The sequence below is a fragment of the Bacillus weihaiensis genome (assembly GCF_001889165.1).
Lineage (GTDB): Bacteria > Bacillota > Bacilli > Bacillales > Bacillaceae > Metabacillus > Metabacillus weihaiensis.
This window is the reverse complement of sequence record NZ_CP016020.1, coordinates 3,333,305-3,355,536: the sequence shown is the minus strand read 5'-3', so window position 1 is coordinate 3,355,536 and position 22,232 is coordinate 3,333,305. Positions and strand designations below refer to the sequence as shown.

22 protein-coding genes, 1 pseudogene and 3 riboswitches are annotated in these 22,232 nt (G+C 37.9%); of the genes and pseudogenes, 10 read left to right on the top strand and 13 right to left on the bottom strand.

All coding sequences use genetic code 11. The features are described from left to right. Window positions 1-14: 14 nt before the first annotated feature. The gene (gene sda, locus A9C19_RS16200; RefSeq protein WP_233499192.1) at window positions 15-182 is read right to left on the bottom strand and encodes a sporulation histidine kinase inhibitor Sda; all 168 of its coding nucleotides are present in this window, start codon (window positions 180-182) and stop codon (window positions 15-17) included. 222 nt (window positions 183-404) lie between these two features. On the opposite strand from sda, the gene A9C19_RS21855 reads away from it, so the two are divergent. Beyond that, window positions 405-503 (top strand): YhdX family protein, encoded by a 99-nt coding sequence (locus A9C19_RS21855; RefSeq protein ID WP_099092783.1) that lies wholly within the window; start codon window positions 405-407, stop codon window positions 501-503. A gap of 463 nt (window positions 504-966) precedes the next feature. On the opposite strand, the gene A9C19_RS16195 is transcribed toward A9C19_RS21855, so the two are convergent. The 3 genes from A9C19_RS16195 to nhaC form a co-directional block, all read right to left on the bottom strand. Continuing rightward, window positions 967-2,013, bottom strand: coding sequence for a ribonucleotide-diphosphate reductase subunit beta (locus tag A9C19_RS16195; protein WP_072580907.1), 1,047 nt, complete (start codon window positions 2,011-2,013; stop codon window positions 967-969). A gap of 76 nt (window positions 2,014-2,089) precedes the next feature. Further along, window positions 2,090-4,381, bottom strand: coding sequence for a ribonucleoside-diphosphate reductase subunit alpha (locus A9C19_RS16190; RefSeq protein WP_072580906.1), 2,292 nt, complete (start codon window positions 4,379-4,381; stop codon window positions 2,090-2,092). Between the two features lie 147 nt (window positions 4,382-4,528). Beyond that, window positions 4,529-4,703, bottom strand: a riboswitch (cobalamin riboswitch). A 225-nt stretch (window positions 4,704-4,928) separates the two neighbouring features. Continuing rightward, window positions 4,929-6,293, bottom strand: coding sequence for a Na+/H+ antiporter NhaC (gene nhaC / locus A9C19_RS16185; RefSeq protein ID WP_072580905.1), 1,365 nt, complete (start codon window positions 6,291-6,293; stop codon window positions 4,929-4,931). A gap of 228 nt (window positions 6,294-6,521) precedes the next feature. Here nhaC and A9C19_RS21205 point away from each other — a divergent pair, with 228 nt between their 5' ends. After that, window positions 6,522-6,866, top strand: a complete 345-nt coding sequence (locus A9C19_RS21205) for a hypothetical protein (protein WP_083584408.1) — start codon at window positions 6,522-6,524, stop codon at window positions 6,864-6,866. A 73-nt stretch (window positions 6,867-6,939) separates the two neighbouring features. Here the strand turns inward: A9C19_RS21205 and A9C19_RS21540 are convergent, their stop codons facing one another. The 3 genes and pseudogenes from A9C19_RS21540 to A9C19_RS22810 all read right to left on the bottom strand — a co-directional run. Further along, a complete protein-coding gene (locus A9C19_RS21540; RefSeq protein WP_145925806.1) occupies window positions 6,940-7,194 on the bottom strand; it encodes a hypothetical protein in 255 nt (84 codons plus the stop codon). A 312-nt stretch (window positions 7,195-7,506) separates the two neighbouring features. Continuing rightward, window positions 7,507-8,205, bottom strand: coding sequence for a methyl-accepting chemotaxis protein (locus tag A9C19_RS22815; RefSeq protein WP_420835835.1), 699 nt, complete (start codon window positions 8,203-8,205; stop codon window positions 7,507-7,509). A gap of 63 nt (window positions 8,206-8,268) precedes the next feature. Then, window positions 8,269-8,724, bottom strand: a pseudogene (locus A9C19_RS22810) (protoglobin domain-containing protein); the annotation flags it as partial. Window positions 8,725-9,074: 350 nt separating this feature from the next. Continuing rightward, window positions 9,075-9,184, top strand: a riboswitch (guanidine-I (ykkC/yxkD leader). 96 nt (window positions 9,185-9,280) lie between these two features. Between A9C19_RS22810 and A9C19_RS16170 the strand changes: the two are divergent. From A9C19_RS16170 to atzF, 5 genes are all read left to right on the top strand, one after another. Next, the gene (locus tag A9C19_RS16170; RefSeq protein WP_072580904.1) at window positions 9,281-10,633 is read left to right on the top strand and encodes an APC family permease; all 1,353 of its coding nucleotides are present in this window, start codon (window positions 9,281-9,283) and stop codon (window positions 10,631-10,633) included. Between the two features lie 101 nt (window positions 10,634-10,734). Then, a riboswitch (guanidine-I (ykkC/yxkD leader) is annotated at window positions 10,735-10,842 on the top strand. A 103-nt stretch (window positions 10,843-10,945) separates the two neighbouring features. Next, a complete protein-coding gene (locus A9C19_RS16165) occupies window positions 10,946-11,692 on the top strand; it encodes an urea amidolyase associated protein UAAP1 (RefSeq protein WP_072580903.1) in 747 nt (248 codons plus the stop codon). Between the two features lie 36 nt (window positions 11,693-11,728). Further along, window positions 11,729-12,379 (top strand): urea amidolyase associated protein UAAP2, encoded by a 651-nt coding sequence (locus A9C19_RS16160; protein WP_072580902.1) that lies wholly within the window; start codon window positions 11,729-11,731, stop codon window positions 12,377-12,379. Window positions 12,380-12,434: 55 nt separating this feature from the next. Continuing rightward, the gene (gene uca, locus A9C19_RS16155) at window positions 12,435-16,064 is read left to right on the top strand and encodes an urea carboxylase (RefSeq protein WP_072580901.1); all 3,630 of its coding nucleotides are present in this window, start codon (window positions 12,435-12,437) and stop codon (window positions 16,062-16,064) included. Then, on the top strand, window positions 16,061-17,803 hold the full coding sequence (atzF, locus tag A9C19_RS16150; protein WP_072580900.1) for an allophanate hydrolase: 1,743 nt from the start codon (window positions 16,061-16,063) through the stop codon (window positions 17,801-17,803). Before uca ends, atzF begins: the two co-directional genes overlap by 4 nt. A gap of 239 nt (window positions 17,804-18,042) precedes the next feature. Here the strand turns inward: atzF and A9C19_RS16145 are convergent, their stop codons facing one another. The 3 genes from A9C19_RS16145 to A9C19_RS16140 form a co-directional block, all read right to left on the bottom strand. Beyond that, window positions 18,043-18,558, bottom strand: a complete 516-nt coding sequence (locus A9C19_RS16145) for a universal stress protein (RefSeq protein ID WP_072580899.1) — start codon at window positions 18,556-18,558, stop codon at window positions 18,043-18,045. 298 nt (window positions 18,559-18,856) lie between these two features. After that, the gene (locus A9C19_RS22090; RefSeq protein ID WP_199445792.1) at window positions 18,857-19,015 is read right to left on the bottom strand and encodes a hypothetical protein; all 159 of its coding nucleotides are present in this window, start codon (window positions 19,013-19,015) and stop codon (window positions 18,857-18,859) included. 131 nt (window positions 19,016-19,146) lie between these two features. Continuing rightward, window positions 19,147-19,467, bottom strand: coding sequence for a hypothetical protein (locus A9C19_RS16140; RefSeq protein ID WP_072580898.1), 321 nt, complete (start codon window positions 19,465-19,467; stop codon window positions 19,147-19,149). A gap of 226 nt (window positions 19,468-19,693) precedes the next feature. On the opposite strand from A9C19_RS16140, the gene A9C19_RS16135 reads away from it, so the two are divergent. Further along, window positions 19,694-19,897, top strand: coding sequence for a hypothetical protein (locus A9C19_RS16135; protein ID WP_072580897.1), 204 nt, complete (start codon window positions 19,694-19,696; stop codon window positions 19,895-19,897). After that, the gene (locus tag A9C19_RS16130) at window positions 19,878-20,195 is read left to right on the top strand and encodes a YbjQ family protein (protein WP_072580896.1); all 318 of its coding nucleotides are present in this window, start codon (window positions 19,878-19,880) and stop codon (window positions 20,193-20,195) included. The genes A9C19_RS16135 and A9C19_RS16130 overlap by 20 nt, the downstream gene beginning before the upstream one ends. Before the next feature lie 137 nt (window positions 20,196-20,332). Here A9C19_RS16130 and A9C19_RS16125 read toward each other — a convergent pair whose 3' ends face one another. The 3 genes from A9C19_RS16125 to A9C19_RS16120 all read right to left on the bottom strand — a co-directional run bounded on the left by A9C19_RS16125 (window position 20,333) and on the right by A9C19_RS16120 (window position 21,655). Continuing rightward, on the bottom strand, window positions 20,333-20,953 hold the full coding sequence (locus A9C19_RS16125) for an NAD(P)-dependent oxidoreductase (RefSeq protein ID WP_072580895.1): 621 nt from the start codon (window positions 20,951-20,953) through the stop codon (window positions 20,333-20,335). A 155-nt stretch (window positions 20,954-21,108) separates the two neighbouring features. Further along, window positions 21,109-21,234, bottom strand: coding sequence for a hypothetical protein (locus tag A9C19_RS22490; protein ID WP_267888728.1), 126 nt, complete (start codon window positions 21,232-21,234; stop codon window positions 21,109-21,111). A gap of 199 nt (window positions 21,235-21,433) precedes the next feature. Beyond that, window positions 21,434-21,655 (bottom strand): alpha/beta-type small acid-soluble spore protein, encoded by a 222-nt coding sequence (locus A9C19_RS16120; protein ID WP_072580894.1) that lies wholly within the window; start codon window positions 21,653-21,655, stop codon window positions 21,434-21,436. A 324-nt stretch (window positions 21,656-21,979) separates the two neighbouring features. On the opposite strand from A9C19_RS16120, the gene A9C19_RS16115 reads away from it, so the two are divergent. Beyond that, entirely contained in the window at window positions 21,980-22,225 is a 246-nt protein-coding gene (locus A9C19_RS16115; RefSeq protein WP_072580893.1) for a hypothetical protein, read from the top strand. The last annotated feature ends 7 nt before the right edge of the window (window positions 22,226-22,232 follow it).

Here is a 22,232-nt window from a genome sequence, read left to right as displayed (position 1 = left end):
GGTCAGCTTACTCATTAATTAATTTTTTTATAATGATTCATTCGTAACGTGTTTGGCAAATGCAATCCTCTATCACTAATCTCTTTTTCTAGCATTTTAATAAACTCAGGATTCATCTGCAGTCTACAAGCTTCTTGAAAGCTATGTAATAACGTTTCATTTGATAATGTTGAAAACCTCACACATATCATCCTTTTTAGACTACTTTTCTAGTATATAATCCTACATATCTAATTAATACCACAATCTATTAGAATGTAAACTAATTCTTGTAAAAATATGTAGAAAAAGAATAGAAAAGGATAAGAGTGATTTTTCAGACAATTTTAGTACTTTCGTTATATGTTAATAGAGTCTTATCTTATTTATAATAGGTGTAAGCTTTCAAAAGGAGGGATATCTTTATGGGAAAAGGTAGAATCCGTATAGAAGAAAGTATTAAAAATGAAACTGATGATGAAATATTTGAAGCGACTCTCTTGGATGAAAAAACAGAAAAATAAATAGGTTATTTTGGATGGAGAGTAACGAATTTGTTGCTCTCTTCTTCGGTTAGGACGATATAAAATATAGTAGTGAAACAGATGAAAAAAAGCGGATCTAAAAGTCTAGATTTAAGAGCTTATTAGCCTTTTTTATACAATTTATCTTTTAAAATGGCTGTTTTCGAATAGATAGTTGCTTGCGTAAAGAAAATCTCAGATGACGGGTTTTTTCCCGTGGTTACGAGGTTCTTCTGTCTGTAAAGGGGGAGTAGATCTTCTCTCTTTTACTAATCTTGGTATTAGGTGTGAAAGATGACTATATTCTTTTGAATCAATACAATATAGCAACAAACCTCGACGTTCAATTTAACACGTGGGGCTTCTTTGGTTTGCACATTCTTATAAAGAAATGCAGAAAGCGATAAAAAAAGAGTGCTCAAAGGGTCGTTATGTAACAACCTTTTGAGTCACCCTCTCTAGATCAAAGATCATCAAATCCATTATCAACGGCGTTAACCTTCGTGTATTGTCGTGATTTTTGCTCAAAGAAATCTGATTTTCCTAAATCAACCTCTTCATAGGCTTTAATCCATTTAAGAGGGTTTGTTCGATAGCCTTCAAAAGGACGTTCAAATCCTAGTTGATTTGCTCGAACATTAGCATAGAACTTAATATAATCCTCAATATCCTGCATATTTAGTCCATCCATCTTATCACCGATGATTAAACGGCCCCACTCTATTTCTAGTTCTGCTGCCTGGATGAATGTATTATGAACAAACTCAGCTAGCTCCGGTGTGTGATACTCAGGATATTCTCTTAGTACCTCTTTAAAGATTTGAACAAATAGGTCGACATGTATTTGCTCGTCCCGGTTTATATAGTTAATCATTGTACTTGTTGCGACCATTTTTTGATTACGAGCCAAATTATAAAAGAAGGCAAAGCCAGAATAGAAGAATAACCCTTCTAAAATAACGTCATAGACAATCGATTTTAATAAGTTCAAAACGGTAGGTTCATTGGCAAAGTCTTCGTATCCGTTTGTTACAAAATCGTTTCGTTTTCGCAAAATAGGCTCACTACGCCAATACTCAAATACCTCATCTTGTACGTGCTTCGGAACAATACTAGATAAGACATAGGAATAGGAGTGGTTATGTATGACCTCTTGCTGAGCTAGAATGATCATTAGCGCATTAATGCTCGAATCGGTTATATAATCAGCGACTTTACCTGCATAGTCGGTTTGAATGCTATCCAGAAGTGCAAGGAGTCCAATAATTTTTAAGAAGGCATCCTTTTCATCATTAGACAATTGAGGATATTGTTTAATATCCTGAGCCATATTAATTTCGAAAGGGGTCCAAAAGTTTGCGAGCATTTTTTTGTAGCGTGGATATGCCCATGAGTAAGCAACGTCATCCCAATTTAAAATGTTAGAACTTGACCCATTAATTATCGCCGTGGACCGGTTTGGTGCATCAGCATCCATTAGTTTTCTTTTATGTAAAAATTGTTCTGTCATGATCTCTCTCCTCCGGTTTCTTTGTGGTGGTCGCACAAAGAAACCTCATGAATTTACATTGTAAGCTATACTCTAGTTAACTAGCACAGGATTCACATTCCTCAATTTCACTAGATGTGGAGCGAAGATAGTAGGATGTCTTTAATCCGTTATGCCACGCACTTAAATGGAGATCTAATAATTCTTTCGCTTTAATCGTGTTTTGAACATAGAGATTAAAGGAAACGGCCTGATCGATATGACGTTGTCTTGCAGCATTTTGTTTAATGCTCCAATGCTGGTCAATAAGGTAGGCAGATTTATAAAACCAAGTTGTCGTAGCATTTAAATCCGGTGCTGTAACTGGAATTTTGTAATCCTTCTTTTCTTCGGAATAAACCTTCTGGAAGATTGGGTCAATACTTGCTGTACTACCAGCAATAATTGAGGTAGAAGCATTCGGTGCTACAGCCATTAAATAGCCGTTACGAATTCCATGTTCTTTAACATCCTCTCGTAGCTTGTCCCAATCTAGTTCGCTTGAAGCTGTTGTATACTCTCTTTTTGAAAAATAGTTCCCATTATCCCAATCTGAATCCTTAAAGACAGGGTAAGCCTCTTTTTCTTTTGAAAGCTCCATGCTCGCTTGTATCGTTAAATAAGAGATTTGTTCATAAAGCTTATCAGCATATTCAATAGCTTCTTCGCTTTCCCATTTTATTTGTTTCAAAGCTAGTAAGTGATGCCAGCCAAAGGTTCCTAAGCCGATTGCTCGGTACTTTGCATTTGTAAGCTTTGCTTGAAGCACAGGAATGGTATTTAAATCAATAACATTATCTAGCATTCTTACTTGAATAGGAATTAGCTTATCAAGTACTTCATCATTGACTGCTTTTGCTAAATTAATAGAAGAAAGGTTACATACAACGAAATCACCAGGCGTTTTTACGGTAATAATTTTCCCGTCTTCCGTGAATTGTTCTTCAACTGTTGTTGGACTTTGGTTCTGAGTGATTTCGGTACATAAATTGCTGCAATAAATCATCCCTTGATGAGCATTTGGATTTTTTCGGTTTACTTCATCACGATAAAACATGTATGGAGTTCCTGCTTCTAACTGACTAATCATGACGCGTTTCATAATGTCAATTGCAGGTACTTTTTCTTTTGAAAGCTGTTCATTTTCAACACATTGCCAATATTTTTGACGGAAGCTACCGTTCCCTTTTTCTTCATCGTAGAAGTCTTCTAGGCTATATCCCATCACTTGTCTCACTTCATGTGGGTCAAATAAATACCAATCACCGCGTGCCTCTACCTGTTCCATGAATACGTCTGGAATACACACACCAGTAAACAAATCGTGAGTACGCATTCTTTCGTCACCGTTATTTAGCTTCGCATCTAGAAAAGAGAAGATGTCTCTATGCCAAACATCTAAGTAAACGGCAATTGCACCTTTTCTTTGACCTAATTGATCAACACTAACAGCTGTATTATTTAATTGCTTCATCCAAGGAATGACACCAGATGAAACTCCTTTAAATCCTTTTATATCACTACCACGGGAACGGATCTTTCCAAAGTATGCCCCTATGCCTCCACCTGACTTTGATAAATTCGCAATATCTGTATTACTATCGAATATACCTTGTAAACTATCATCAATAGTATCAATAAAGCAGCTAGATAATTGACCAACTGGCTTTCCAGCATTTGATAGAGTAGGTGTAGCCACTGTCATATAAAGATTACTCATTGCCCAATAGGCATGCTTAATAAGCTCTAGGCGGTGTGCTTTATTTTCATTTGCCATTAATGTCATGGCTATTACAATGAATCTTTCTTGTGGCAGCTCATATAATCTCTTAGAGAAGTCGCGAGTAAGATAACGATCTGCTAGAGTTCTAAGACCAATATACGTAAACAAAGTGTCTCTTGAAGGATCAATAAATGTGCCGATTTGATCGATTTCTTCTTTGCTATATTGATCTAGCAATTTTGAATGATAGAGACCTTTCTCAACAAGAGTCGAAATTAATGAATATAAGCTACCATATTTGTCTTCTTTGCTATAGCCGCGGCTAACTGAAGCTTCCTTGTATAATTTGGATAAGTAAATTTGTGCACAAAAATAGGTCCACTCAGGTTCAAGCTCAGTGATGTTAGCTAGTCCTTCTAGTATGAAAAGATTAAGAAGCTGATCGGAAGTATAGGTATCTCTTTGTTGGATTGTTTTTTGTATTCTTTCTACATAGTCATCGATAGTTAATGAGGGGAATTGTGTATGAATTTGTTGAAAAAAAGATTGTAGTTTTTTTACATCAAATGCTTCATCGCCATTAATTGAATCATGAATAATAGGGGTATTGGTTGTTGTGGTTGCCATAGGTTATTCCTCCATCTGCTCGTTAATTTACGTTTTAGGAGACTTGCACGTAAAAGATAAAACGACAGACAAAGATGAGCGGGATATAAAACTATTACTCTATCAGTGTGCATATCGTTTCATCTTCTTAGTCCCCGAAGAAATTGAAACTTCATCAAGATATAGGCAGGTCTCCTGACTTGTGTTCGTCCTACTGTGAGCCTTCCCATACTTAGTACAGTGGTCAATCTCAGTTCGTCACACTTACAGTTGCGGGGACAGTTCTGGAATTACACCAGATTCCCTATTATGCCAAATTGGCACCTAATTCTCGTGTGGTACAATATATAGTTCTAACTTGTGGTTGTTAATCAATATGTAGTGTAAATTATGTCTATTAACCATGATAAAGCACTTGGTGAAATTAAGCAACAATTAGATGGTATTTGTCGAATTTTTTCTAGATATATCGAATCAAGGAAGAGAAGAGTTGTTAGAATACTAGATATATCGTAAGAAAACGAGTGAATTTTTTCACTCGTCTTCTGCTAAATCTATTCATATTAAGTTAAACTCGTTTTGTAAAAAATCCATACCCAATTGTAAAGAGAAGTGATAGGTAAAGGAAGAAAGCAAAAGGTAGGAATTCCAGCACTGACACACCTAACGTTTGAGCAAAGAAAGCACCGCTTACTCCCCATGGAATTAATGGATTAATTAACGTTCCACCATCTTCTAGTGTGCGTGATAAATATTTTCGATCAAGATGTAATTTATCATATAACTCTTTAAAAGATTGCCCTGGAATAAGGATGGATAAGTATTGCTCTCCAGTTAATAAATTTACCCCGATAGAGGAAGCTGCAGTTGAGGCAATTAAGGATCCTTTATGGTGAATTCGTTCAATGAATCCTTTTAATAAAACTTGAATGATGTGTAATCCCTCAAGTAATCCTCCAAAGGCAAATGCTATCAAAATTAAAGAGATGGACCACATCATGGATTGTAATCCACCACGATTGAGCATATTTGCAACAACTTCATGATCAATAGCAAAACTCGTTCCATTTTGTAGAATCTGAAGAAATTCGCTAATTTGCACGCCTTGGATAAGAAAGGCAGTAAGACCAGCAGTAATGATCCCGGCAGCTAATGATGGAATAACCGGTACTTTCCTACTTGCTAAAAGGATTACCAGTAGAGGAGATAGTAATGTACTAAAATGAACATGTACATTTTCCTTCATAATCGAAATCATATTTGCCGTATCATCTATTGAAGCCGTATTTATTTCTGCAAAACGCCCCATTATAAAAAAGATAATAACCGTGATAATCATGCTAGGTACAGTGGTATTCGCCATATGTCTTATATGAGTAAATAACTTTACTGAGGAGACACCTGAGGCGAAATTTGTTGTATCAGACATAGGAGACATCTTGTCACCAAAACAAGCCCCAGAAATGACAGCACCTGCGACCCATTCTAATGGGAGTCCAACTGCCATTCCTGCTCCCATTAAGGCTACACCTACCGTACTAACCGTCGTAAAGGAACTTCCTACTAATGAGGAAATTACCATACATGAAAAAAGGGCTGTGATGAGTAGATAGCTTGGGTTAATGATGGTTAAGGCATACGTCATTATTGTCGGGATCGTCCCACTACTCATCCATGCTCCTATTAATATACCAATTAGGGATAATACTAAAATGGGCTGCACACCACTTTGCACACCCTTAACAAGACTAGCTTCTAACTCTTTCCAGCTGAACCCTTTCATTATTCCGATGAATGAAACAACTAGTATACAAGCTAATAAGGCAACATGAGGTTCAGCCTTCCAAACGAATAGGCTTGTAAAGATCATGCCTAATATAAGTGCTAAAATCACCAATGCTTCTGTAAAATGAATTTGTTTTGTTCTGTTCATTGTTTTCCCCTTTATAACTTCAACGCTTTTTTGCTTTTCTGTATAAAAGTATTATATCAATCTACTATTAGATGTCAATTACTTTTAATCGTAGCTAGACAATACTGTATAGATACGATTTGGTTATTTTCCTAGTATATTTAATGGCGATGGAAATAGAACGTGGGTGAGAGCTGGGGTGTGATGATTAGGAGGGAGCATTGTAATGGAGGGGTGTGAAATTTTAAAATGATTGTCGTATTTTTTAAAATCGCGGAAAGAGGTGGTGGAATCGCGGAAAGGGGTGATGGAATCGCGGAAAGAGGTGGTGGAATCGCGGAAAGAGGTGGTGGAATCGCGGAAAGGGGTGATGGAATCGCGGAAAGAGGTGGTGGAATCGCGGAAAGGGGTGGTGGAATCGCGGAAAGGGGTGATGGAATCGCGGAAAGAGAGGGCGGAATCGCGGAAAGAGGTGGTGGAATCGCGGAAAGGGGTGATGGAATCGCGGAAAGGGGTGATGGAATCGCGGAAAGGGGTGATGGAATCGCGGAAAGAGAGGGCGGAATCGCGAAAGAGCAGCTAAAACGTGAATAGTGTACTTGAAAGTGTGGTAAAAGTACAAAATTCAGAGAGAGAAACCTCAAATTGTGAAGAGAGCCTCGAAATCTTAAGTAAATTCTCCGGATCCTGCGGTATCGTAGCAAAGCGAAGTCAAGTAGGTGAGTGCAGTACGTAGTGTCATGAAAATTACGTGAAATTTTAAAAAGATTGTCGCATTTTCCCGAATCGCGGATAGAGAGGCGATAATCGCGGATAGAGGGGCAATAATCGCGGAAAGAGAGGCAATAATCGCGGAAAGAGAGCCCGTAATCGCGGATAGAGCCCCGAAAATCGCGAATAGAGTCCTTACATCCGTAGGCAAAGCACTAAAGTTCGCAAACTTGACTTCAAAACTCGTGAATAGAACGAAAAGTTGTCCTATTTAGACCAAGTTTCTGAACTAAAACGAAATAGGTCACTACATTTCTATAAGAAATAAGCAAAAAAGGCTAAAAAGAACGAGCACTAATTTGTTCACTATTTTACGAGGTTTTCACTCATTTTTCAGCTCAAGCTGGCCACTCATTTTTCTCGCCGAATAAAAAAACCGAACGATCATTTATACCTCTTCGCTCCTACAGAGGTATAAATGAGTCCGGGTTTTTAGCTGTGTCTTTAAATAGCCTAACTTAAATTAAATGGTTTTGGACATATCCTTTAGGTGGTCAGTTGTGTCCGCAATTTGTGCCATAGCTCTGGATACATTGTCAATTACACCTGTGAAATGTGTTAAGTCTGTTTTGGCTTGTTCACTTTGTTGTTTATTATTATTCATAATGTCGACGATCGAATCAAAGAATGTATTCATTTCTGTCATTTTGGAAGTGCCCTTTGTTGTTAAATCGGCCACGTGATTGATGGAAGTTGACATGCTATCGATTTGTGTATGAATATTTGAAATTAAGCTAGAAACCCCTTGAACAGAATTTTTTGTTTCCTCAGCAAGCTTTCGAACTTCACTAGCTACAACGGCAAAGCCTTTTCCGTACTCTCCAGCTCGTGCTGATTCAATTGCTGCGTTAAGAGCAAGTAAATTTGTTTGTTCGGCAATGGAGGTCACAATGGAAACGACGTGATTAATTTTTTCTGATGTCTGCTCAAGTGACGTCATTTGAGCTAAGATTTCAACCGTACTTTTTTCAATAAAGGTCATTAGTTCGTTTTGTTGCTCCAAATCATTCTTACCATTTTGTGCTTGTTTTTCAGCAGTTGCTGCAACTTCATATCTGCCAATGGGGTAAGAGGCAATTTCTCTGGATTGAGCAAGAATTTCTTGGATCGAAGCGTTTGTTTGATCACTCGCTTCAGCAAGCTGGTTTGCTAGCTCGCTCACTTGATATCGAATTTGCTCTTTTTTTGCTTCTGCTTCTTCACGAACTGCAGCATATTCATTATCATAAGCCTCAAGAACGATTTGTTGTTCGAAATTGAATAGTTTATTAACACTTTGAACGACAGTAAGTAGCTCTTGCTTAGTTGTTACTTGCTTATCAGCAATGTCAATAATTGAAGCGAATAGTTGTTGGAATGCAGCCATATACCATTTTGCTTCTAATCCTATTTTTACATGAATGTGAGCGATTCTTCTCATACGAGCTACATCTTGATCGGTTAGCTTTCCACTGAACATATTTAAGATGTGTACTTTTAGGGTTCCTTTTAATTTGTCAACGGAGCTATGCTCATTAATAATTGAAATTAAAGCATCTTGTGCTTCGAATGCCCCATAAAATGCCTCTACAATTTCCTCGATGTTTTCTTCAATTATAGGCTTTAAGGATAAGGCTATTGAAAGGTCATGAGTCGAAAGGTTTATCATGTGTATTTGTGTTTTTAAATCAGTTTCATTCATTTCGAGTGTTACATCTTCTACTTGTGTAGAAAGGACTGTTGATGTGCTAGCATGGCTTTTATCTTTTTTGAAAGAAAACATTCCCATTCATTCATACCCCTTTTATATCAAATGTATTTACTAGGTATATCGGCTGATTTATGGAATGGTTTAGGATAATAAAAAGAATACGCAGCGAATGAAGCAGGACGACTAGAATGAACGTGATTATCCGCTTGATCAAAAGGTGAAAGAATCATGTTAGGTTTTGTTACATGTTGGTTGAACCCTTTGTTTTAGCCTTATATACTTTACATTATCAGAGTACACTTCTTGAAAACTCCATAAAGGTTCTCTATATAATGAGAACGAAAAAAGCTGTCTAGGGTTCCGTTGGTTGTTTGTCCTACCAAGTCTGGTCCGAGAGAGAGCGTATAGCAGCACTCCGCTATATACACGGAAGGAAAAAAGCCTGGGAGATTAACCTCTCCTAGGCTTTTTATTTTCTTCCTTTTTTACACCTTAAGAATTCTGAATAATCAATAAATAATAAAAAAATGAGGAGAGAGGTTTGAAAATGGCGCAATCAGCGAAAGAATTTAAAAAATCTTTAAATCTTTTTGGAGTTGTGTTTTTAGGGCTTGCATGGATGACACCGATGATTTTCTTTACGGTATATGGAGTTGCCTTTGAAGCAGCAGGGGGGATGCTTGCTGCAGCATACGTCGTGGCTTTTGTTGCAATTTTTTTTACAGCATATAGCTATAGTCGGATGGTGAAGGCATACCCAATTTCTGGTTCTGCCTATACGTATACAAAAAAAGCAATTAATCCAAAAGTCGGTTTTGTTGTGGGCTGGGCTTTATTACTCGATTACATTGTTTCACCGATTATTGCGTGTTTAACATTCGGACTATTTTTAAATGCACAGTTTCCTAGTATTCCTGTTTTTGTTTGGATCATTTTGTTAAATGTTATTTTAGCTTTCGTCAATATAATAGGAATTAAATCGGTTGCAAGAGTGAGTGGATTTTCAGTTATTATTCAAGTCATCTTCATTTTATTCTTCTGTGCCTTTGTTGCAAAGGATATAGTATCTGGGGGAAATGGGCTAACATTACTTTCTTTCCAGCCTTTCTTTTCAAGTGATTTTTCACTTTCTACCATCTTTTCTGGTGCTGCTTTAATTTGCTTTTGTTTTTTAGGATTTGATGCTGTTACAACAATGGCAGAGGAAACAGTAAATCCTCGTAAAACAATACCAAAAGCCATCTTTTTAATTGTTACAATTGCAGCTGTGCTATATATTTCCATCTCCTATTTAACTCAAGTAGCATACCCTACTTTTTCTTTTGTTCATATTGATACAGCTTCGTTTGAACTGATTCAGATGGTAGGAGGGAATGCATTAAGTGCTCTTTTCACAACTGTTTTAATCGTAGCTACTTTTACTCAAGGTGTTTCTTCGGTTACAAGTGTCACTCGATTTTTATTTGCCCTAGGGAGAGAATCAATTCTACCTCCGAAGGTTTTTAGTTATTTACACCCTAAATATAAAACACCTGTCATTAATATTCTTTTTGTCACGGTGATCACTTTTACTTCTATCTTAATTGACTTAGATATGGCTGTTACGTTTGTCAGCTTCGGTGCTTTAACAGCATTTACGTTCGTTAATCTTTCTGTTATTTCACACTATTACATCAAGAAGAAAAAACGGTCTCCAAAAGAAACCTTTCTCTATTTAATTTTTCCTTTAATAGGAGCATGCTTTATTGGATGGTTATTAACATTACTAGAACCTAAAACACTAATTATTGGGACCGGATGGATTATAATGGGTATCATTTATATCGGAATTCGAAAGTTCGTGCTAAAAAAACCTCTAGCAACTATTCAAGATAGAGAGATCATTTTAGATAATCGATAAAAAAACATGGAAGAAAATCTTACACACTATTTGGATTGTCACGATTAATCAGATAAAATTAATTTACAGAATAAACAGAATATTAATTCTCTTATGAGAAGAAAAAAGCTGTCTAGGGTTCCGTTGGTTGTTTGTCCTACCAAGTCTGGTCCGAGAGAGAGCGTATAGCGAATTCGCTATATACACGGAGGGATAAAAGCCTGGGAGACGATATAAAGTCTCTCAGGCTTTTTTCTTTTTTAAATTGTGTACTTCGTTTTATTACTTAGCTTTAGGAGCCTGCGCTTTTCATAATTAAAGGGGGAATTTTTAATGAAAACAAGTATATGGACGAAAACAATTCCTGCAGGAGGGAAATGGTCCGGAACGATTGGCACGGGAAAGCTTATTACGTTTACAGCTTTAGGAAAGGGAGCAAACCTTTCAACGATTATGTATCATGCCAACAACTTAACAGAGCGATATAACATGCCTGATACATTAAAAGCTCAGCATACTTCTCATTTATCAAAAGGGCATGTGCTTATGAGTGATCATGGTCGAGTATTAGCGAGTATTGTGGATGATAATCTTGGCTGGCATGACAGTATATCAGGATATACCTCACGAAGCATAACGGATGAAAAGTACGGAAAAACAACCTATCAAGAACACCGAAATAATTGGTTAAGAAGTGGGGAAGAGAATTTTGCAATAGAGTTAGTTCGAAATGGTTTAGGTGTTCGAGATATGGTTCCGGTCCTAAATTTATTTTCAAAAGTGTACTGTGATGAAGATGGAGATATGCATTTTGATGAAAATCATTGCCAAGAAGGGGACGCTGTTACATTACGAACGGAATTGGATACCTTGTTTGTTTTTTCTAACACGCCTAACCCGCTAGATTCAAGAGATGAATATCCATCAGTTCCGGTACAAATAGAAGTGTTTGATGCAGAACCAGTGAGTGAGGATGATGTGTGTGTGTCCTTCCGTCCCGAAAACAGGAGAGCATTCGAAAATACTTGGGAATATCACAGATTACGAGGAGCTTCTAAAAAATCAGTTGTGTTCAATTAACCATATATTTAATGACATTAAAAGGAGGATGGAACCATGGCGGTTTTAAATTATGTAGAAAGTTCTCGAAAGCTTGAGGAGGCTATTTATGATCGAGTAATTCCAGCAGGTGAAGGGTGGATGCATGAATTATTGCCTGGTCAGGTGTTAAGAATTGTGGATTTAGAGGGGAATCAAGCGGCGGATACATTATTTTACCATGCAGATGATCCAGAAGATCATTATAGTGCCGTCGCGACAATGGCTGGGCAAAAAAATATCTACCTATCATCAGGTACGATCCTACGTTCAGAATCAAATAAAGAGCTTCTTAAAATTGTTGCCGATACGTGTGGACGACATGACACATTAGGAGGAGCTTGTTCAGCACAAAGTAATACCGTTCGTTACTCGCATGATACACTCCCAATGCATAATTGCAGAGATACCTTTATGCTTCAGCTCTCTAAATATGGTGAAACCTATACAAAGAGGGACTTAGCACCTAATATCAATTTCTTTATGAATGTACCGGTTACTAAAGATGGTGGGTTAACCTTTGCGGACGGTGTATCAGCACCTGGCCGCTATGTAGAAGTACAGTCTATTGTTAAAACAGTCGCATTAATTAGTAATTGTCCACAATTAAACAATCCATGTAACGCTTATCATCCAACACCAATACGTGTACTCATTTGGAATCAATAAGAGAATTGGTTTAAGAGAAAGAGCATCAGAGACTAGAAGAGTAGGAGAGATGGTTATGTTTAAAAAAGTACTTATTGCCAATCGAGGGGCCATTGCAGTCAGAATTGAACGAACGTTAAAAAAGTTAGGTATCCAGTCTATTGCTGTGTATACGAAAGCAGACCAAGACAGCTTACATGTTGATCATGCAAATGAGGCAATCCTTATCGGAGAGGGAGCAGCTAAGGATAGTTACTTACATGCCGATCTTATTTTGAAAACAGCTATAGAAGCAGGTGCTGATGCGATCCATCCTGGCTATGGATTTTTGAGTGAAAATGCTGATTTTGCTCGTGCCTGTCAAGAAAAGGGAATCGTTTTTATCGGACCAGATCCTGAACAAATGGAGATGTTCGGTCTTAAGCACTCTGCGAGGGAAATTGCTGAAAAAGCGGGTGTGCCCATGTTATCTGGTACAAATTTGATAGACTCTCTTGATACAGCTTTAGAGTATGCAAAAGAAATAGGCTACCCTGTGATTTTAAAAAGTACGGCTGGTGGTGGCGGTATTGGGATGCGTGTGTGTAACAGTGGGGAAGAACTTCGTGCAGCATACGATGGAGTTCGTCATCTAGCGCAAACAAATTTTAATAATGCTGGCTTGTTTCTAGAAAAATATATTGCAAAAGCACGACATGTAGAGGTTCAAATTTTTGGGAATCGCTTTGGGGAAGTCGTGACTCTTGGTGAACGAGATTGCTCGATTCAACGTCGGAACCAAAAGGTTATTGAAGAAAGCCCAGCACCAAACCTACTTGAGGATGTGCGCCAAAAGATGTATGCAGCTGCAAAGAGCTTAGCAGAAGAAGTGGGGTATCGTAGCGCCGGTACAGTTGAGTTTTTATATGATCCCGAAACCACTGAGTTTTATTTTCTTGAAGTTAATACTCGCTTACAGGTTGAGCACGGAGTAACGGAAGAAGTGTTAGGGATTGACTTAGTAGAGTGGATGGTTAAAGAATCGGCAAATGAGTTAAAGGATCTACTCACACTCATTGCTAAACCAGTAGGTCATAGCATCCAAGCACGCATCTATGCAGAAGATTGTTTTCATGATTTCCGCCCTAGTGCTGGTCAGTTAGATCAAGTCATTCTCTCTCATCTTTCACGTAATGAAACATGGGTACGTGATGGACTAACCGTAACCTCTCTTTATGATCCAATGCTTGCAAAAATCATTGTTCATGGGAAAGATAGACAGGAGGCTATTAGCAAGCTACTAATAGCCTTGAGTGAAACGCGTATGTATGGAATTACAACGAATCTTCACTATTTACAAGCATTGCTGCATGAAGAGGATTGCGTACAAGGAAATGTTTACACGAGAATGTTAAACCACTTTGAGACAGTTGAAAATGCAATTGAAGTACTAGATGGTGGAATTCAAACAACAGTACAAGATTGGCCAGGGCGAAAAGGACACTGGGATGTAGGGGTACCTCCTTGTGGGCCAATGGATCCACTTTCCTTTAGGATTGGCAATAAGCTTTTGGGAAATAGCGAAGATGCCCCTGGCTTGGAACTTACGTTAAGAGGGGGCTCTTATCAATTTCGAAATGATATGTGGTTTTGTCTAACTGGAGCAGATATGGATGCGAAGGTTGATGGTGAAAGGGTTCCGTTGTATTGTCCAATCCTTGCGAAAAAGGGTCAAGTAATAACTTTTGGAGAAGCAAAAGTAGGAATGAGAGCATATCTCTTAATTTCAGGTGGTTTTGATATGCCGAGAATTTTAGGAAGTTCCTCAACATTTACTCTTGGGAATTTTGGTGGACATGGTGGAAGAGCTCTTCGAACGGGCGATGTCTTATCGGTACGAAACGATGTGATCCCACCTACACATGAACTTCCAAAACAACATCAGCCTAAGGTTGCAAATACGTGGACAATTGGTGTCATTCCAGGTCCTCATTGTACCGAAGAGTTTTTACAGCCTGATTATTTAACACAGCTTACTGAAACAAAGTGGGAAATTCATTTTAATAGCTCTCGAACAGGAGTCCGGTTAGTTGGTCCAAAGCCGCTCTGGACTCGAGAGGATGGAGGGGAAGCCGGTCTACACCCTTCTAATATCCATGACAATGCATATGCAATTGGAACTCTGGATTTAACAGGGGATATGCCTATTTTACTTGGTCCAGATGGTCCTAGTCTTGGTGGATTTGTCTGTCCTGTTACTACTGCATCAGCTGAGTTTTGGAAAATAGGTCAGTTACATCCCGGTGATACGGTTCAGTTTCAATTGATCACTCTAGAAGAAGCTGAACGTTTGCGTAAGCTTCAGGAGGCTAACCTACAAGCAATTGGAGAAGGTGATTTTTCTCACGTAAGAGAAGCTGAACTAACGGACCCTACTGAAGAGATAACAGCTGCATACCCTGTGCTAAAGACCGTAACAAATCGTCAAATCCCTATGACAATTCGTTGTAGTGGGGATGAAAATTTGTTGATTGAATATGGAGATATGGAGCTGGATTTATTACTTCGCTTCCAAGCACATGTCCTTATGGATGCGATAGAGAAAAATGATGACTTTCCTGTTTTAGATCTGACACCAGGAATTCGTTCGTTACAAATTCATATTGATGCTTCTAAACTAACGGTGAAGGAAGCGGCAGATAAAGTTGTAGAAATCGATCGGGGCCTGCCACCGCTAGAATCGATTCAAGTGCCTTCACGAATTGTGAGGCTACCCTTATCTTGGAATGACCCTTCCGTTCAATTGGCAACAGAGCGTTATCAGCAAAATGTACGTCCAGATGCACCATGGTGTCCGGATAACTTAGAATTTATCCGTCGTATCAACGGATTGGAAAGTATTGAAGATGTAAAAAAAGTGGTTTTTGACGCGAATTATTTAGTCCTTGGTTTAGGTGATGTTTATTTAGGTGCACCAGTAGCAACGCCAATGGATCCACGTCATCGTTTAGTTACTACAAAGTATAACCCAGCTAGAACATGGACACCTGAGAACGCAGTTGGAATTGGTGGAGCCTATATGTGTGTGTACGGTATGGAAGGACCTGGTGGGTATCAATTTGTCGGTCGTACGATTCAAATGTGGAATAAGCTTCGTTCGACGGAAAGCTTTGAAAAAGGGAAACCATGGTTACTAAGATTCTTTGACCAAATTCAATTTTATCCGGTTGAAGCAGATGAATTACTACAGCTTAGAGAAGATGTGTTGCGTGGTCGTTTTGAAGTTGATATTACAGAAACAACCTTTGATCTTGGGGAATATTTAAAATTCAATGATGAAATAAAAGAAAGTGCAGAACTGTTCAAGCAACGCCAACAAGCTGCTTTTCATGCAGAACGTGAAAGATGGAAAGAACAAGGAATAGAAGAACATGTGTCAGAAGAAGATTCTTTGGGAGCAACGGAAGAGGATGTTATCCCCGAAGGTTCACAGCCGATAACCTGTTCAATGCCAGGTAGTATATGGAAGGTACTTGTTTCACCAGGACAGCAAGTGAAACAAGGTGATGTCCTTATAATAGAAGAAAGTATGAAAATGGAATTCCCACAACTGTCTCCTTGTAATGGGAAAATAGCCGAGGTTTATGTAAAACCAGGAGATTCTGTCCATGCAGGCCAATTAATCGTTAGTATCTTTGAAGAAGAGAAGGTAGGTGTGGTCCAATGAAGTCGATCGAAATTCCTTTAAAGCTCACGGTAAATTGGTTACGTGAAAAATACGAAGCCAACGTTTTAACACCCAATGAGGTGATGGAAGTTATTATTCAACGTGCAAAAGAAGACGAAGAAAAGAACATCTGGATTATAGCTCCGAACATGGACCACATTCAGCCTTATCTTGATCGTCTTAGTACAATAGATTTTCATTCTTCACCATTATGGGGCGTTCCTTTTGCCATTAAAGATAATATAGATCTAGCTCATATGCCTACTACAGCAGGGTGTGCTGAATATCAGTATATACCTTCAGAGCATGCGACTGTAGTGGAAAGGTTAGTAAATGCTGGAGCTATCCCTATAGGAAAAACAAATTTAGACCAATTTGCAACAGGGCTTGTTGGAACGCGAAGTCCATATGGAGAAACACATAATTCTCTTCGCCCAGAGCTTATTAGTGGTGGATCAAGCTCAGGTTCGGCTGTTTCAGTAGCAAGAGGGCAAGCTGCTTTTTCGTTAGGTACTGATACAGCTGGTTCAGGAAGGGTACCGGCTGCTCTCAATAATCTAGTAGGGTTAAAGCCAAGCTTAGGCGCATGGTCTACTTTAGGAGTGGTACCAGCATGTGCTAGTCTGGATTGTGTGACTGTCTTTTCGCATAATCTAGAGGATGCGTATCAAGTAGATACAATTGTTAGAGGATATGATGAAAAGGACCGTTGGTCTCGTGATCTCGCACGACCAAAGAGGGAATTACCAAAAAAAATCTGTCTACCGGATAATGATCTCCCATTTTATGGTCCATATGCGCAGGAATATAAGCAAGCTTGGAATCAAGCAGTACAACGGATTCAGCGACTTAATATTCCAATTGAGTATATCGATTATCAATTCTTTGCTGAAGCAGCGGCGATTCTTTACGATGGACCTTTTATAGCCGAACGTTGGGCTGAATTGGGTGGCTTTATTGATGAGCATCCTGGAGCATCATTTCCTGTTACAGAAAAAATCCTTCGTTCTGGTTGCCAATCAAAGTATGATGCAGCGTCTGTGTTTCAATCTATGCATAAGCTTCAAGAATTTAAACGAAAAGCATCCCGTATTTTAAAGAATGCTGTGCTTGTTACACCAACTGCTGGGGGAACCTGGACGCGTGAACAAGTCTTTGAAGATCCGATTCAGACTAATAGTAAGCTGGGATTATATACAAATCATTGCAATTTATTAGACTTAAGCGCGGTTGCTGTGCAAGCAGGTAACGCCTCTGAAAATCTGCCTTTTGGCATTACTTTCTTCGCTTTATCACAAGGAGAAGGTTTACTTGCAGAAGCCTGTAAACAGTTCTTAACGAATGATTCTAAAGAGGCTACAACACTAGTAGCAGTATGTGGCTTGCATATGAGAGGCTTTCCATTAGAGAAACAAATGCTCGAGCATGGGGCAACGTTTATTAGAGAAGCTGTAACAGCTGAAAAATATCAGTTTATAAAATTAGCAACGGAACCTCAAAAACCGGGTTTAATCAGAAAGCATTCAGGTGGAAAAGCAATAGAGCTTGAAATTTGGGAAATGCCAATCTCCTCATTTGGTTCATTCGCAAAAAGCATTCCTGCCCCATTAGGACTGGGGAAAATTGAATTAGATAATGGTGCTGAAATACCAGGCTTCATTTGTGAAGGCTATGCTGCAGAAGGAGCAGTGGATATAACAGAAGCAGGAAGCTGGAGGAGAGTTCCTTTAGGAGTGTGAATGAAGGGGAAATAGGATACTAACACGGCAGACAGGCTCGAAATATTACGAACTTGTCTGCCGTTTTTAAGTATATTTTAAAAAAGAGTGACTTTCACTCTTTACTTGGAAAGACCTTGCCTAGAATAATCCGACACGTGGCACTTTTAAATCGAATCCAGCCTTATATAAATCGTCATTTACACTAAAGAGGTTGAGACAGTACGTGATTCTTTATGTTGTCCCAGCCTTTCCGCAATTTATTTCGCAATTAAAACGGGAATGGTTGAACGATGTGATACCTTTTCGCTAACACTACCAAAAATAAGTCGTTTTAATCCGCTAATATCGCGACTTCCGATCACAATAAGATCTCCGTCATGCTCTTGTGCATATTGTACAATTTCGTCTGAGGGTTCACCATATACTATCTCGACATTTGCATCAACATGTTGATCAGCTAAAATACGATTTACCTCATTTTTTAAAGCCATCTCTTGCTCCGTATATTCTGGATGTTCACTCGGTGGTTCCTGCTGAACTGCTACTGGCACGACTGGATAGTTATTCATTGTACCAACATAAGGTGTTTTAGGTGGTACAATCCCGGAACGATCTGTATCTGTTAGATCATGAGAAATTCCGCCCTCTTTTTGTATGTTTACGACAGATAATCTTGATTGTAGCTGTTTACTCATTGAAATACCAAGGTCAAGTGCATGTTTACTATCCTTCGTACCATCATAGGCTATAATGAGATGTTGAAATGCTTTCATAGGGATCATCCTTTCAATTTAAGGTTACTTTTCTCTTTCCCTTTTTAGACAAGTCTAATCTTTCATTTTTGTAACAAGTATTTTTTAACAACGAAAGATCTTGCAACACACTATATAAGTGAAAGTAAGACTAATAAAAAAAAAGCTGACACTGTCAGCTCAAGGGATGGAGGCAAGAAATTAAGTTTAATGTAGATACAAGAATGTAAGATGGTGAAAAATCTGTCTATGCCTAGCTTCTCGATGTCGAAAGACCTTCAGAGTGGAACAAGGCACTTGAATTTAAGCATTCGTTAGATTAATCGAATAACGGAATAATATAACGGATCAAAAACCAAATGACTGCAAAGAAGATGATTAAATAGGTAACATATTTAATTAATGTTGCTCCAATCAAGCTTGGACGTGATCTAGTTTTTTCTTTTTGCTCCTCGTTCACTCGTTTGTGTTCAGACAATTTTCTCTCTCCTCCCTATAGCTGCTCCTATTAAAAAATTAAATTTAGTAAAAATCCGATTACGACAATCGCTCCTACAACCATAAAAATTGTTCTTACCATGGAAATCACCGCCTTTCATTTTAAATAAATTATTGAATTTTTACTTTCATGGCTGGTTGTAATGCTGGATGAGATTTTCTGACTACTGCAGATGAGCAAATTTGCTCTAAATCATATTGCTTTAGTTGTGGAAATGGTCCTTCAATATTGATATTTAGTACATGTCCATTTTTTACCGTTAATAAATACGTAATTAAAGAAGGTAGGTTTGCTGTATTGATAATACTGTTATTTTTTGTTAGTAAGGAAATTTTCCCATCATATGATTTAGATAGTTGGTTTATTTTGATCACCTGATCGATACGTAATTGAGATTCGACTTTTAATTGAAACGTTAATTTGTTGTCCATTTTTAACATCCTCCAAAGCAATTTTTTTGTCTTCGTTATTGTTAATGGTTAGATACCTCACATTCATCTTTTACAAACTTATTAAAGGGATAAATGATAGAAAAGTCCTGTATGGTAGTCCAAGATACCTATACGAAGAGAACTTATGTAATTGTTTTCAAAAATGATTCTATTTTGAAAAAGAAAAAGGTATAGTTAAGATAGTGGTAGAGAAAGGAAGTTGAAGATGGAAAAAGTAAAGTACTTAAGTATGATTACAGCGGTCTTTACACAAATTTTAGGTATCGTATTCTTGTTTATAAACATAACAATTGCAATAGGACTTTTTCTTGTTTATTTTTTATCATTAATCATATTACTCGTTGTGTTTATTAAACTAAGAATGGATGAAAAAAAGGAGGATGATAAGAATGATTATCGTGACTACTGAAACAGTACCTGGTAAAGAAACAAAGGAGTATAAAGGCTTTGTAAGAGGGAGTACGGTTCAGTCGAAAAATATTGGGAAAGATATCATGGCTGGATTAAAAACAATTGTCGGTGGAGAGTTAAAGGAATACACTGAAATGATGGAAGAGGCTAGACAAAAAGCAATTGGACGAATGGTTGAGGATGCAAAAGCGAAGGGTGCAAATGCTATTGTCGCAATGCGTCTAGAATCATCTGCTGTTATGCAAAATGCGTCAGAAATCATTGCGTATGGTACAGCAGTTACAGTTGAAGACTAATGCTGGTTTTATAGCTAAAATAAAGACAAGGTTCTTTCTTCGTGAGTAAATGAAGAAAGAGCCTTGTCTTCTTAGGGTGAATTTTTCATATTTAATGGTATGCAGAATGCAAAAGGGATAGGAATCTCCAATATATACTAATAACAAATTCCTACGCGCTTATGAAGAAATTCATGGTTTTTTAGCTGAGTTAAAGTAAAATGAGCAGTGTCTTGTACAGATATTTCTCTACCGTTTTCAGGTAGGTAGTCTGCACAATATCTGTAGTTTTTTGTTAGGTTACCATCAGGTAGATATGTAGGACAGATGATGGTCCACGCAAGCTTACTTGCTTGAAGAGAAAGATAGGCCTTTAGATGCTCCTCAGCTGCTCTCGTCGTTCTTCTTCTTGATTCATCGGATTGAAAACGAAAGACCTCAGGTTGAGTGCGTGATTGGAGAATACCTGCAGTGCCAATCGTAAGAATTCGATGGATTTTGTACGTTTCCATTGTTTGTATGATGAGTGGAGTAGCTATTGAAAGGGTGTCATCACCATCTGTATTTAAAGCACTTATCACGACATCACAGCCACTAATGACTCGTTCAACATCTTCTTTATTTCTTGCATTTCCACTAAGTATCCTTAATTTCTGAGAATGTAACTGCACCTTATTAGGCTGCCGAACGAGAATGCGTACCTCATGGTTTTCTTGTAATAAGAGCTTTACTAATTCATTACCGACTCTACCAGTTGCTCCAAATAATGCGATCTTCATTATCATCACCTCGTATCCTCTATCTTACTTGATTTACTGGAAAATGGAAAAATAAAAGATTGTAAGCAAACTCGAATCTTAATCAAGATTACCTACAATCTTTTTATTTGGCTTGTTTTAGTGAACTATAGATGAATGTCTGTGTCCTTAAACGGCTATAAGTACTTTTTCTTCTCCATTTCCCAATAATATACTTGTGGGAATCTAATATAGACAACATACTCATGGAATAGGGTATATCCTACAAAGGTAACTTGCTTCCAATCAATTGCATCAACCATAGATTTTCGCTCCTTTGCATAGCTTCATCTAAAAAGTAAAAAGGCATTCCTATTTCACTATATGGTTTTATCATCTTGTCTTATTCATTGTAAGAGTGTGTGTAAGTAAAGTCGGGGTGTATTTGAGTAATTTTTTTTTCTAACATATGAAAAAGACTGGCACAAAAGTGCCAGTCTCTTAGCCAATTATATTTAATTGTTATTGTTGAGTATAACCGCTCATAGATTGTTGAGCCATTGATACTAAACGCTTAGTGATTTCTCCACCTACTGAACCGTTAGCGCGTGAAGTAGTTTCTCCACCAAGGTTAACTCCGAATTCAGAAGCGATCTCATACTTCATTTGATCAATTGCTTGAGCTGCTCCTGGTACTACTAGTTGATTAGACGAATTGCTGTTGTTTGTGCTGTTTTGTGCCATCTGACATTCATCTCCTCATAATAGTTTTATTGGTTGGGTTAGTTGGAGTTGCACCAAACTTATGAAAACTGATTTGTTTTCACCGCCTTACTCGGCGTAACCCATTAATTTGTTGGAAGTGATGTTTCGTTGTTGCGTTGTTGTTACTAAGTATTATGGTTCTTTTTTTTGTTTATATACACATTTTTTATGGTAAATTTTTCAGTCGTGAAATTCTTGTGTGAAATAAGTGAGAAAGCTTCCTTATGTAGTTTAGCTTGCCCTTTACATAAATGTTTAAACGATGAGGAAATCTATTTATGATTATTGAAAGGAGTTGATGGGATGGAGCAATGTCCGTTATGTAATGGCTTTGTAGAACAAACCATTCAATGCTCGAATTGCCACACAATTATGGAAGACAGAGGAAAGTTAACGGATTACTTTGATGATTATAGTGCTTATATGGATATAGATATCATGAAATTATATGATGGGGAAATCAATTCTCTTGAAAATCATGAATGTCTACATGTTCTATACTGTCATTCCTGTCAGCATGAAGAAACAAAATCATTCCATGAACAGTGAGTGAGGG

Excerpts from the sequence above, each read along its gene's own strand:
- A9C19_RS21855 (WP_099092783.1), top strand. The coding sequence starts at position 405 with ATGGGAAAAGGTAGAATCCGTATAGAAGAAAGTATTAAAAATGAAACT.
- A9C19_RS16195 (WP_072580907.1), bottom strand. The coding sequence starts at position 2,013 with ATGACAGAACAATTTTTACATAAAAGAAAACTAATGGATGCTGATGCA.
- A9C19_RS16190 (WP_072580906.1), bottom strand. The coding sequence starts at position 4,381 with ATGGCAACCACAACAACCAATACCCCTATTATTCATGATTCAATTAAT.
- nhaC (WP_072580905.1), bottom strand. The coding sequence starts at position 6,293 with ATGAACAGAACAAAACAAATTCATTTTACAGAAGCATTGGTGATTTTA.
- A9C19_RS21205 (WP_083584408.1), top strand. The coding sequence starts at position 6,522 with ATGATTGTCGTATTTTTTAAAATCGCGGAAAGAGGTGGTGGAATCGCG.
- A9C19_RS16170 (WP_072580904.1), top strand. The coding sequence starts at position 9,281 with ATGGCGCAATCAGCGAAAGAATTTAAAAAATCTTTAAATCTTTTTGGA.
- A9C19_RS16165 (WP_072580903.1), top strand. The coding sequence starts at position 10,946 with ATGAAAACAAGTATATGGACGAAAACAATTCCTGCAGGAGGGAAATGG.
- A9C19_RS16160 (WP_072580902.1), top strand. The coding sequence starts at position 11,729 with ATGGCGGTTTTAAATTATGTAGAAAGTTCTCGAAAGCTTGAGGAGGCT.
- uca (WP_072580901.1), top strand. The coding sequence starts at position 12,435 with ATGTTTAAAAAAGTACTTATTGCCAATCGAGGGGCCATTGCAGTCAGA.
- atzF (WP_072580900.1), top strand. The coding sequence starts at position 16,061 with ATGAAGTCGATCGAAATTCCTTTAAAGCTCACGGTAAATTGGTTACGT.
- A9C19_RS16145 (WP_072580899.1), bottom strand. The coding sequence starts at position 18,558 with ATGAAAGCATTTCAACATCTCATTATAGCCTATGATGGTACGAAGGAT.
- A9C19_RS16140 (WP_072580898.1), bottom strand. The coding sequence starts at position 19,467 with ATGGACAACAAATTAACGTTTCAATTAAAAGTCGAATCTCAATTACGT.
- A9C19_RS16135 (WP_072580897.1), top strand. The coding sequence starts at position 19,694 with ATGGAAAAAGTAAAGTACTTAAGTATGATTACAGCGGTCTTTACACAA.
- A9C19_RS16130 (WP_072580896.1), top strand. The coding sequence starts at position 19,878 with ATGATTATCGTGACTACTGAAACAGTACCTGGTAAAGAAACAAAGGAG.
- A9C19_RS16125 (WP_072580895.1), bottom strand. The coding sequence starts at position 20,953 with ATGAAGATCGCATTATTTGGAGCAACTGGTAGAGTCGGTAATGAATTA.
- A9C19_RS22490 (WP_267888728.1), bottom strand. The coding sequence starts at position 21,234 with ATGGTTGATGCAATTGATTGGAAGCAAGTTACCTTTGTAGGATATACC.
- A9C19_RS16120 (WP_072580894.1), bottom strand. The coding sequence starts at position 21,655 with ATGGCACAAAACAGCACAAACAACAGCAATTCGTCTAATCAACTAGTA.
- A9C19_RS16115 (WP_072580893.1), top strand. The coding sequence starts at position 21,980 with ATGGAGCAATGTCCGTTATGTAATGGCTTTGTAGAACAAACCATTCAA.